This is a genomic window from Tychonema sp. LEGE 07196 (assembly GCF_963890365.1).
In the GTDB taxonomy this organism is placed as follows: Bacteria; Cyanobacteriota; Cyanobacteriia; order Cyanobacteriales; family Microcoleaceae; genus Microcoleus.
This window is the reverse complement of sequence record NZ_CAWPRX010000086.1, coordinates 1-11571: the sequence shown is the minus strand read 5'-3', so window position 1 is coordinate 11571 and position 11571 is coordinate 1. Positions and strand designations below refer to the sequence as shown.

12 protein-coding genes are annotated in these 11571 nt (G+C 47.1%); 2 read left to right on the top strand and 10 right to left on the bottom strand.

All coding sequences use genetic code 11. The annotated features are described in order from the left end of the window. Positions 1-174: 174 nt before the first annotated feature. From AACV78_RS10730 to pgl, 5 genes are all read right to left on the bottom strand, one after another. Positions 175-633 carry an FHA domain-containing protein gene (locus tag AACV78_RS10730; protein ID WP_194012559.1) on the bottom strand — a complete coding sequence of 153 codons (459 nt, stop codon included), beginning with the start codon at positions 631-633 and terminating at the stop codon, positions 175-177. A gap of 384 nt (positions 634-1017) precedes the next feature. Next, complete coding sequence (locus AACV78_RS10725) at positions 1018-1755, bottom strand: PRC-barrel domain-containing protein (protein ID WP_194012558.1); 738 nt, start codon at positions 1753-1755, stop codon at positions 1018-1020. Between the two features lie 180 nt (positions 1756-1935). After that, the gene (locus AACV78_RS10720; RefSeq protein WP_194012557.1) at positions 1936-2427 is read right to left on the bottom strand and encodes an FHA domain-containing protein; all 492 of its coding nucleotides are present in this window, start codon (positions 2425-2427) and stop codon (positions 1936-1938) included. Positions 2428-2509: 82 nt separating this feature from the next. Then, the gene (locus tag AACV78_RS10715; RefSeq protein WP_194012556.1) at positions 2510-3358 is read right to left on the bottom strand and encodes a double zinc ribbon and FHA domain-containing protein; all 849 of its coding nucleotides are present in this window, start codon (positions 3356-3358) and stop codon (positions 2510-2512) included. Between the two features lie 205 nt (positions 3359-3563). Beyond that, positions 3564-4283, bottom strand: a complete 720-nt coding sequence (gene pgl / locus AACV78_RS10710; RefSeq protein ID WP_194012555.1) for a 6-phosphogluconolactonase — start codon at positions 4281-4283, stop codon at positions 3564-3566. A gap of 466 nt (positions 4284-4749) precedes the next feature. On the opposite strand from pgl, the gene AACV78_RS10705 reads away from it, so the two are divergent. Further along, positions 4750-6114, top strand: coding sequence for a hypothetical protein (locus AACV78_RS10705; RefSeq protein ID WP_194012554.1), 1365 nt, complete (start codon positions 4750-4752; stop codon positions 6112-6114). Further along, a complete protein-coding gene (locus AACV78_RS10700; RefSeq protein WP_370528872.1) occupies positions 6107-6286 on the top strand; it encodes a hypothetical protein in 180 nt (59 codons plus the stop codon). Before AACV78_RS10705 ends, AACV78_RS10700 begins: the two co-directional genes overlap by 8 nt. Before the next feature lie 396 nt (positions 6287-6682). Here the strand turns inward: AACV78_RS10700 and AACV78_RS10695 are convergent, their stop codons facing one another. The 5 genes from AACV78_RS10695 to AACV78_RS10675 all read right to left on the bottom strand — a co-directional run bounded on the left by AACV78_RS10695 (position 6683) and on the right by AACV78_RS10675 (position 11276). Further along, entirely contained in the window at positions 6683-7849 is a 1167-nt protein-coding gene (locus AACV78_RS10695) for an LptF/LptG family permease (protein ID WP_194012553.1), read from the bottom strand. Between the two features lie 285 nt (positions 7850-8134). Continuing rightward, the gene (lptB, locus tag AACV78_RS10690) at positions 8135-8863 is read right to left on the bottom strand and encodes an LPS export ABC transporter ATP-binding protein (protein ID WP_194012552.1); all 729 of its coding nucleotides are present in this window, start codon (positions 8861-8863) and stop codon (positions 8135-8137) included. 519 nt (positions 8864-9382) lie between these two features. Beyond that, positions 9383-9859: an LptA/OstA family protein gene (locus tag AACV78_RS10685; RefSeq protein WP_194012551.1), complete on the bottom strand. Its 477-nt coding sequence runs from the start codon at positions 9857-9859 to the stop codon at positions 9383-9385. A 374-nt stretch (positions 9860-10233) separates the two neighbouring features. Next, a complete protein-coding gene (locus AACV78_RS10680) occupies positions 10234-10644 on the bottom strand; it encodes a DUF309 domain-containing protein (protein ID WP_194012550.1) in 411 nt (136 codons plus the stop codon). A gap of 269 nt (positions 10645-10913) precedes the next feature. Further along, on the bottom strand, positions 10914-11276 hold the full coding sequence (locus tag AACV78_RS10675; RefSeq protein ID WP_194012549.1) for a ferredoxin-thioredoxin reductase catalytic domain-containing protein: 363 nt from the start codon (positions 11274-11276) through the stop codon (positions 10914-10916). Positions 11277-11571: the final 295 nt, after the last annotated feature.

Here is an 11571-nt window from a genome sequence, read left to right as displayed (position 1 = left end):
CCCAATCCCCCAATCCCCCAATTCCCCAATCTAAAATCTAAAACTTGTACCCTCGCGCAGCCTAAGCAAGCCGAAGTAAACCGAAGTATCTAAAATCTCAACTCCTCACCTTTTTGACACAGGCTGTAGTACACCCAGAGTTTTATGGGATTTTGTGGGCTAAATAACGGCGGATCAGTCAAGATCGATGTAAGTCTGTGCTCCTTCTCGATCCTCTTCAACGACTCCTAAACCGATAGACCAAGCAGTCGATTGGTCTTGTGAAGCTGCGTCTTTTTGGCCGATAAATTCACGCTCTGGCGGGCTGGTAACTGTATCCGCTTCCAAATTAGTCGCCCCTACCCGAATTCGGATTTTGGGCCCGGAATTGCCCAAGCGAATAGTCATCCCGTCGGCGACTGACACCTGAGCGATCGGTTTATCATCTACATAAGTACCGTTAGCACCAAAATTAATAATTTCCCAGCCATTGGCGTGATTCCACAGCTCAACGTGGTGGCGGGAAACCACAGCACTGTAAATAATTACATCATTGTCGTTCGATCGACCGATCCGAACCACCGAAGCGGATTCAAAACACCACTTCTGAACCGCGACAGACTGGATAGGATGTAGCAGAGTTAAGGTAATCACAGATATTTTGACACCCCGCCACCAAATACAAACGAATATGCTTCAATATCGATTTTTTCGGATAAAACCGCCAAAAAATTGATTCTCAAAAAAGTGGTCAGTGGGTGGCGACTTTCTCGCCCTACAGAAGTTAAGCACTTATTTATGCCGGAGTTTCTAGATAAAATAATAGTTTGCTGTATCAAACAACATAGGTCTTTTCGAGTTGCTAACATTTTCCTTATTAATTCAATACCAATAGAATACAATGCTTTGAGCAGCACTGGAATTCCTGGTATCCAAAGCCTCAATATCCCACACCAAAAATACCGATCGACCTTGCGGGGGCGCGTCGCCCCTAAAAATACGATCGGTAATTAGTCGCCTCGGCCCTCTGGCCGCACTTCAGAGATCCGACTCTGGGGGCTCCGGTGTCGGCGGTGGCGATACAGATTCCTGCCTTTGTCGCTTCAACTCTGCTACTTTTTCTTGAGCTGCATCCCTGACTTCTAGAGCTTTATCTTGGAGTTTTTCCGCCAGATTTTGAGCGCCCCGCTTCACCTCTGCCACATTTAGGAGAGTTTGGTCGTAATCTTCGTGTAAAAACTCTGCTACCAGACCGACTTTTTTGTGTAATCCCTCAGCGTACTGTACGGGTTCCGACACAGCAGCCTCTGAAACGATCGCCCGTTTGCTGCCCATCGACGAAATCGCCCCAACCGGGAACAGGTAAATCCCGTCTAAAACGCCGCGCCAGCCGCTCGATTTAAACAGGTAATCGGTAACAGAACCAGTCGTGACATCAAATAGGTAGTCAACCACCGTACCTGCCTTATTTCCTGCGTCCGTGAGCACCGATCGCCCGATCGGACAAACAGCTTGTTCCGGCTGATGTAATTCCGGGAGTTCCGGGTTAATAGTGACAAAAACATTTTCGCCCACAGCATCAACTTGCGCCCAAGCGAACCAGGTTTTTTTGTTCCCCAAAAGTCCCGACTTGCAAGTAAAGCCGATCGCCCGCTGGGAGTGAGAATCGAGCCAAAGCTTGTCTACCCTGCCGACCTCTTCGGCAGTTCTGCGGTCGATCGTGCGGCGGTTTAGCAGTTCGCTGCGCTTAACAATCTGTTGTTGCGATCTACTCATAAATAAACTCCTGAGTGGCTACGAGAAAAAATGTCGGTCGAAGCGTCGATTTAAGATTTTAGGTTTTTGGCCCGTCAGAGGAATCACCGCAGTAGGAACCAGCGTCTAAAATTTTGGGATCGACCCTCAGCAGTATCGGGGGTTTGCAGTCATTTTTGAGCTGTAGCCAAAGATACTGATTTAATAATCTTCTTCCAAATAATTTGGAGTTTTTTCTGCCTCCGTTAAGTCATCCTCTTCCCTAGAAGTGCCAACTTCTTTTTGGTCGCGAAGAGGAATCGTGCTCAGGGGCGCGTCCAAGGAGGGAGCGTGAATTGCCTTAACATCCCTTGGCTTGACGCTAGGAACTCCTAACTCGACAGAGGGCTGATTTGGATCGACATTGATTTGAATTTTCGGACCCGATCGAGCCAAGTGAACGATCAGACCGTCTACAACAGGAACCTTGGCGATCGGCTTACCATCGAGGTAAGTGCCGTTGGTACCTAAATTGATCAGTTCCCAACTGATGCCGCTGCGCCGCAATTCGATGTGGCGACGAGAAACCACAGCGCTAAAAAGAACGACGTGGTTTTCGTTCGAGCGCCCGATCCGGACGACCTGCTCGTCTTCAAAGATCCAACTGCGGACGGGTATAGACTGGAGTGGATGTAGCAAGGTCAGCTTAATCACATTGGCAGCATTGAGTTTTGGTAGAGCGCCTCAAGATGCGATTTTAGATTTTAGACTTTCGATCGCCCAATCCAAACTCGATCTAAGAGATTTGAAATAGAAACGTAACCAGGTCTCCTTTCCCCAGAGAGATGCGGTCTCCCGCTCGCAACCGGTGTCGGTTTCCCTTTGGCAGAGGAGTATTGTTAACGTAAGTGCCGTTAGAACTGCCTACATCTTCTAGGTAGCAAGCATCTCCCTCCACCCGGAGATTTGCGTGTACCCGAGAAACAATCTCAGAATTAGCAAATCCAGAAACATCAATATCCGGGGGCACTAAGTCATTTGGCTTGCCTATGTGAACCACAGAAAGACTGTGAGGCAATTCTATCGGCGTATTTGTCTGAACGTGTATCAGGCGCGCCGACTGCTGTTGCAGTTGAGTTTTAGCCACACCCGCTGGCTGTGGGGCGGGAACCGGGGGAGAAGTATTTACTGCAGTTGCCGCCGATTCAGTTGTAACAGGAACCGAGAGTAAAGGCGGCGGATCTGGAATTGTAGGAATACTGGCGGGTATTTTTTCTAAGTTCGGCCCCAGATTTGGGGTGACAAAAGGTTCCGCTGCCGTCAGGGGTTCGGTGTCGAGTGCCTTATTTGCCGTAACTAAAGGTTCCCTTGCCATCATGGGTGCGGTGGGCGCTAAATCCGGCACCGGCGGCGATACCACTGTAGGCTCCACCGTCGAGGCTGACGGTACTGTCACCTCAACTTCTTCTGGAACTGTGGAACCCGGACGCAAGTTAAAGCCGCACTGACCGCAAAATGCTGCATCTGTCTGAACCGCTGCACCGCAGTTCGAGCAACTTGCGGTAACGGGTAAAGGCGTGTAGCAAGCCTCGCACTGGCTGGCCCCGTCGGGGTTCTGGTGATTGCAATTGGGACAGACAATCATCGATTTCTCCTTGCTATCGGCCAGATTTTCAAATCAGCCTCATAAAAAATACTAGGTATATGGTCAAATTTTAACTTTAACCGCCACAATTCTTATACTGCTTAGCCAATACTAGCAACTGAGTCAGCGCCGCGACGTTGGCGGTGAGGGGCAAAATCGAGTTAGCGATGTGCTGACTGTACTGCGGCGGCGCAAGCTTTCCGGGCTATTTTAGGGCAACACCGGCGGCGGCATCGAGCAGCCACCAAAGTTCGCCCTCTGGTTGAACGAGTCTGGCCGGATAGGTCATGGGGTCGGCTGCGGGGGCAAAGATTTGAGCTAGGGCGGGTTGTTTGCTGGCTCCTGCGACTATGAAGATGACGCAGCGGGCGCGGTTGATTAAGGGGACTGTAAAGGTGATGCGGGGTTCACCGTCTTTGTTACCGACAGTTACTAAGCTGTCCCGAACTTGCAAGGCTGGAGTGCCGGGAAATAGAGAGGCTGTGTGGGCGTCGTCTCCTATGCCCAGCAGGATGATGTCGAAAGCGGGAAACTCGCCGTCGGATATTTTGAAAAACTGCTGCAATTGAGTTTGGTGTGCTGAGGCATCGGCTGCGGGGTCGCCGGAGCCTGTGGGCATCGGGTGGATGTTGCTGGCGGGGATGTTTGTGCGATCGAGCCACGCGAGGCGCGCCATTTTTTGATTGCTGTCCTGGTGTTCTGCGGGAACGTAGCGTTCGTCACCCCAGAAAACGTGAATTTTGTCCCAAGGCAGGTCTTGGCTGGCGATCGATCTGTAGAGCGGTTCTGGTGTGCTTCCGCCCGCTAAGGCGATCGTACAAAGTCCGCGTTCTGCGATGGCTGCTGCCATTTTCGACAGGACAACCGCGAGGGAGCGCTCTATGAGTTCTTCTCGATTTTCTAATACTTCTACTATTTTTTGCATTTATTTCCTTTTAACTGTCTTCTGCGTGTGGCGATCGGCAATTGCCAATTTTGCTTTGAAATTTTGCGATCGGGTCGATCGGCCGCCACGCTTGGAAGCCTCAACACCGCATCAAGTCGGATTTTATCATTCTTAGCGGGCTTTGTATTCTTGTGGCATATAGAACCCATTTGATATCTATTCTGCGTAAATCTCAGAAACCGGGTTTCTCTCTATATTTCTCGTCACCCAACCAAAAACTCCAAGAATACCCGGTTTCTCGCCATGAGCGTAAATCTCAGAAACCAGTTTCTCTCTATATTTCTCGTCACCCAACCCAAAAACTCAAAGATGTCAAATGGGTTCTATGTCTGTAGCAACTTGCGATCGCAAGCTCGATCGCACCCCCAAAAAGCAAAAATCATCAAGATTCCTGTGGTAGACTAGGAAAAATAGTTTTAAGTCCGCACAGGATGAAAGCAAAACTATGTCAAGCTTTAAGCGATTCCCTACATCTGTCCGCTATCTGATAGCCCGGTTGCGCCACTGGACGCAACCAGCGGTTTGGGCTCCGTTAGCCGTACTCTGTGCGGGCGGATTATTTATCTGGGAAGTCTCCGTACATCCAGAAAGGTTGAGCATAGATGGCGAAGAAGTAGCAGCCTCAAACAATCAAGCTTCGCTACCCGGATTGTCTGCTGAAGATAGCGCCATTGCTGCTGAAATCGACAGCTTGCCGGTGCTAATCAATCAGTTCAATCAGTCTAATTCTGAATTGAATTTATTAAATTCATCAGTAGTCAAAGGCCAAGGTTTATTCAACGAAATTAACGCTGGTGGATCGGAAAAGTCCCAGCCATCTTCAGCCATGCAGCAGCAAGCAACGAGCCGATTGTTGATTTTGCCAAATTTAGCAAATCCTGATGCCGGATTCCAAAACAATAATCCGCCAAATTCCAGCTTGCCAAGTTCAAACGCCGCATCAGCTTTGGGTTTATCTGGTAGTGGGGCGATCGTTTCAGGGATAAAAACGATCGGCTTTCCTGAGTCTGCTGGTACAGCGACAAGCACTTTATCGCAGCAGTCGAGCGGTGCTAATTCCGGCAAACAAAACGACGCGCCCCTGGCTTTGAGTCCGTTGCAAGCAGCTATGCAAAAATACCTCGCCACTAAAACTTCGGCAACGGCGACTTCTACTGAAAACACGGCTTCCTCGGCTCAATTGCTCGATCGACCGGCTTCGAGCGAGTCTCCGGCAAATCCGGCAAATTTGCTCCCAGCGGCCGCTACAGCTCAAGGGAGAGCAAATCCTGTCAATGTTCCCGCAGCACTTCCCTCAGTTGCGATTCAAACAAATACAATCGGCGAATCTCCACAATTCTTAAACCCAACAGCTACAACCCCTGAATCATCTGCCCGGTTAAATTCCAGAGTACCCAGCCTCGGGGAAATTAATACTGCGCCTGCAACTGTAGCGATGCCAAAAAATCCCTATCAAACTAATTTATATGGCTCCGGTGTAGCACCGGAAGTTCAACCCGCTGCACTTCCAGCAGTCGTACCAGGGCCCATACCGCTACTTCCCAATGTCCGTCAATCCTCTTTTCCAAGTGCGATCGGGGAAAGTAAAATAATTAACCCCCAAGTCTCTCCCAATTCAGCGAATTCTGAATTTCAACCAGCTCAATCAAATCAGCTTAACTTACCTGGTCAGCCTAATTTTGGAGCTGTTCCTCAAAACAACAATAATCAGGGGCAGCAAATTCAACCGCAACCTTTTTCTACACCCCGATCGCTGACACCGGGACGCTATATTGGCGGCGGCGAAATCAATACTTTTGCTAATCCTTAAAGTTATTGGTTATTGGTTATTGGTTATTGGTTATTGGTTATTGGTTATTAGTTGTTGGTTATTAGTTGTTGGTTATTGGTTATTGGTTATTGGTGGCCATTCACAAATAAAATCGGAAAAAAACAATGCTTTGCGGCCCAATTTCCAATTCCCAATTCCCAATGACTACTAATATCGTTTCCGGTTGCATCGGAATGATTTAACCTGACTAGAACACAGAGAACACAGAGAGGTCAGAGAGAAATGAATACAGGACGATGAAGAGAGGAATTGATATAACTGATGACTAAAAAATAAAAATTTAATAACTTAAGTGATTGCTCGTTACTTTCGCTCTGCCTCCTTTGAGGAAGGCAACTTACAGAAGAGAGGACTGTAGGAAGTGCTTAAGTTATTAAGTTTTCGATCCTAAGCTTTAGCGCTTTTAAATTGCATATTCAGGGCGGGCAGGATACCCCACAATATTTTTATTGTTTTTTACATAAAATTTAAATGCAAAACAGCTTAATAACTACTAACTAATGACTACTGACTAATGACTACTGACTAATGACTAATTTGAGATAAATTACCTAGAGGCGGCTCGTACCAACAACAATCCGCCGATTCCAAAGCCAAAGGCTATGGGCAGCCAAGCCGAAAGAATCGGAGTCAAAGCAGCTTTTACGCCCATAGAACTGGTGATGAAAGAAAATACATAGTAAGTAAAAATTACAACTACACTAATCCCAAAACTCGTTCCTCTGCCGGAACGGCGCGGTTGAGTTCCCAAAGCTGCTCCCACTAAACCAAATACCAAGCACACGAAAGGAAAAGCATATTTTTCTTGAATTCGCACCTTGAGTTTGCGAATTTGCGGTACATCGCCGCTGTTTTTAAGGATTTCTAAACGCTCTAAAGCTTGAGCAATATTCATTTCCTTGAAATCTCGCACTCTGGCTGCTAAATCTAAGGGCGTGCGGGGGAGTTGTAACTGCTGGTGTTGAAATCTAACTATATTCCGGTAAGAGCCGTCAGGAGCGACAAGATAAGCGGTTCCGTTGTAAAAATCCCAGGTGTTTTCTGAAGGATTCCAAGTAGCTGATTCTGAAGAAACGATTTGATTGAGGCCTGGGGTGGAGCGATCGATAATTGTTAAACCTTTCATTTGCTTGCCGTCAAACTGTTCAGCATAAAAAAAGCGGGACAGGGTTTCTTCGCCGCCTTTTTCGGGTTTACGAAATTCTGTGTAGATAATATTTCGATCTTGAAATGTTGGTTTTTCTCGCTTCAGGGCTCTGTCTAAAGTTACAGTTGCTCTGTAGCTGGCGGCTGGTACGACTAACTCTTGCAAAGCAAAGGTGAAGCCGGCAACAATTAAACTCATAATGACTGCGGGCATTACCAGTCGGTAAACGCTAACTCCGCAACTGCGGAGGGCGATGAGTTCGCTGTCGCTGGAGAGTCGGCTGTAGGCCATTAAGGTTGCTAGCAGCATTGACATTGGGAAAGCTAATACTACGAAGTAGGGAATTTGCAGCAGAAAAATTTCTAGGGCGGCGCTGTAGGGGAGGCCGGATTCTGTTACTCTGCGGACTAATTCAAATAAGGCTCCAACTGTGACGGCGACGGATGTAAAAAGTCCGACTCCAAATAGAAACGGGCCGATTAATTCTTTGGTAATGTACCAGTCCATTACTGAGATTCTTGGCAGCAAGTTGAGGGGAGTGAAGGATTTGGAGAGTGCTATTTTCATAGTTTGGCGTTTTTGCTGTGGCTCTTCAAGCTACAATTTAAATTATCAATTTTAAATTTCTGTATTGTGTTTTTATGGTTGTGGAAGGGCTGGTTTATAGATATCTGGGCTGGGATCTATATAGCCTTTCTCACAAAGATGAGGTGCTCTCGTGGGCCTAGGGCATAGGGCATAGGCAGGAGTGGGAGCCGGCATACCTCACCAAGCTTGAGAACCGGTATATATCTAGGCGAAGCCGCCCCTGCTGAATCTGTCTGGTGCGCCTTTGGCGGTTGCTATACAAGACTACCGCACGAAGCTGTCGCCTAGGTAATATTGCCGGACTAAGGGGTTGCTGTAGAGTTCTTCTTCAGCGCCGGAGGCTAATATTTGACCGTCTCGCATGATGTAGGCTCGATCGGTAATTTCGAGGGTTTCTCGGACGTTGTGATCGGTGATCAGGATGCCGATTTTACGATCGCGCAGTTTGGCGATTATCGTTTGAATTTCGTCTACGGCGATCGGATCTACGCCTGCAAACGGTTCGTCTAAAAATAGGAACATCGGCCCGTCTCGCCCAGCGGCTAATGCTCTCGCCAGTTCAGTCCGCCGCCTTTCTCCCCCCGAAACTTGAATTCCCAAACTGGATGCTATGTTTTGTAAGCGAAATTCTTCCAACAGGAAATCGACTCGATCTTTCCATTCCCCACGAGGCACTTGAGTTTGTTCTAGGACTAACAAAATGTTGTCGCGCACGCTCATGTTGCGAAAAATGCTGGCTTCTTGAGCGAGATAGCCAATTCCCAAATGCGCTCGTTGGTGCATGGGCATTTTAGTGATGTCTAAATCGTTGAGCCAAACAGTCCCTTGATTGGGTTTTTCTAATCCGGTTGCTATGTAAAATGTTGTGGTTTTCCCGGCACCGTTGGGGCCGAGCAGTCCTACGATTTCTCCTTGGGCTACGGAAAGGTTGACGCGACTAACTACATTGCGTTTTCCGTAGGATTTGTGAATATTTTCGAGTACAATTTTCATACTTGCCGAGGCAAATTATTAGAAGTCATTAGTCATTAGTCATTAGTCGGTAGGGGCGGTGCCCCCGTGCCCGCCCTCTTAGCAGTCATTAGTCATCAGTCATCAGTCATCAGTCATTAGTCATTAGTCATTAGTCATTAGTCATTAGTCATCAGGCCGGAGGCTATAAGAGCTTCGCTCGGAGGGTTAAAAGAAGGAAAAATAAGTACATATCCAGCCTGTGAGCGATACCTAATTTTACGTTTAATTAGGTGGATTTATTCGGCAGTTAAGTTATTTTTGACTGCTGGTTGGTGCGATCGCCCCTCAAGTGGATATTTGACAATCTTCAGGTTTTTACTTTTTTCAAGACTAAATTTTGCATTTATTCTCAGCTTTCAGGTGTCGCGCATTTAAACTCCGATCCCGGAACAGGCAGGATGCCCGTTCCACAAGAGTTTCGGTAAAAATTATTGTCCGAAGTAGCTATGCAACAATTGATGTTTTTGGTGATAAATTTTGCTGCTGTGGGGAGGGCTGTTACTTGGGTGCTGTTGGACTGGCGGGCGGTTTGGGGCCGATCGTATTTTGGGCTGCTGCATCTTGTTCGGGAGCAACGAGATAGACTGATTCTACCTGTCCTGGATTGTCTGGGAGGGCAATAAACCTGCCTTCATCGATCAAGTATGTCACGGTTTCGCCGCGCAGGCTGTTGCCCTGCTGCAATACGTAAACGTCGCCGCTGAGGATGATCCGGCGTTCGCGGCTGAAGTATTGAGCTTGAGCTGCTGTTGCTTGGATTTGGCGGGCTGGATAGTTGATTTGGACGTTGCCGCGGGCTGTCACGATGCCGGTTTTGGAGTCGGCTTCTTGAATGTCCGATCGCACGGAAAGGGTTCGGGGCTGCGCGGTTTGGGAATAGGTGGGAGAGACAATCGCGCCGGCCAGAGTCAGGGGCAACAGCAGCGACAATCCTTTGAATATGTGCGAATTAAGTAGTTTAGCGGAGGGCATCATAGCTTGCAAGCCTCAAAATTTGTGAAATTGCTGGAAGGGCTTTTTCCAACCCCTGATTTGTCTCTATGGAGATTAAATCCACCACACCCGATTTAGTTAGGTATTTTATCTTAACGGCCAGAAATATTCTCGTCAGGTCGATCGACCTGCCCGAAAGCATCAACCAATTATCCTAGCAAGACAATAGCCATTTTCACGAGGTGTTTGGCTGATTTATAGTTTTATCGAGAGGGCTTCTGTCCTCTGGCTGCGGTTTTATCGTTCGGACTTCAGTCCTTGGTATGACTTTTAGTCAATCAACTTGTTGCATAAATCTTGGATTGATAGTCAACCGCAGATGCAAAGCAGATGTACGCAGATCGTTTGAAGAAGTGTCAACCCTGCGTCTGATGTTTCAAAATGTACGGCAATTGCAAGCCTGCAACTTCTGTACCTGCGAACAACGGTAAAAAATTAGCTACTGCTTCCGGGCCGGCTTCCTGCAAAGTGCTCAATAGTTTAGCACTTTCTCCCAACAATTCTTCAACAGCAACTCCTCCATAACTCGGTTGATAATAACTGAGTTTATTTATTCCTTCTCCGAGCAAGATTACTGCACCGCGCCAGTTTTGATTGCTTAAGTGATAAAGCCCTACAGCAATTTGCAAAATTCCCTGATAAAACTTTTTTTCCGGCTCGCCCGCTTCCATCCACAAAGCCTCTAAAGTATCGTGACAAGCGTAAAAGTCTTGGCTGTTAAACTGTTCGATACTTTGCCAAAATTCGTCCGGCATTTCCTCTGTCATTTATTTGAGATTGGAAATTTTGAATTGGGATACAGCCTTCTCTAAAAAATGAGGTATTGACAATCTATTAATCTATGTATTAATAATCCATCAATCCTCAATTTAAAATCTACAATCTAAAATCTACAATACTTGTAGATATCCTAAGTGAGGAATACTCTAGAGCGTAGAGTGGCGATCGGTTTTGTAAATAGCTAAGTCTTAAAAATAGGAAAAATTACGACCTGTTGTCAAAACTGCTATCAATTTACGACCGCCTACTTAACCGATTACATAGTTTCTCTGACAGCTTGAATCTGATCCATACCAATTTCCTGATTAGTTCCAGCAAAATCGTTATCGGGAGTCAGAAATAACATACAATGACACTCTTTGCGCTCGCGCATGGGAATGCAAGGACAGTTCCAGTAGGCGGCTTTTACTTCGGCTTCTTTATCTTCGTAATGGCGACAAGGGCATAGGGGAGCACCTAGTTCATCTTTGTGCTTTGCTAGTCCTTCTATGACGACAGCAGTGACAGAAGGCTCGGAACAAAAGTAAGTTCCGGTGCGCTTGGCGTAGGTTTCGGAGAAATTCTTCATTGCCTCCAAGGTTTTTTCGTTGGAGAGTTTAGATTTTTCTGTTGTGTTCATAGTTTAGGATCGGAGTTGAGGATGCTACGAGCTTTTAACAATTATATCGCAGAATGTGATTTTAAACACTTGTATATTTCTGTTTACTTACCAAGAGGAAACCTTGACAAAAATTGATTTTTAGGTTGTGGGTTTTGTAAGAATTTTTTACGCATCCCGGACGGTTGGGGAAACTGGCCCATGACCCGGTTTTTGCAGCCGCCCCAAGATTCGGACGATCGCCCGCCCGAAACATTCATCCCCCAAAGGGGATACAAACAAGATAGAATATCACAGCGCTGTCCCTGTTTCTGGC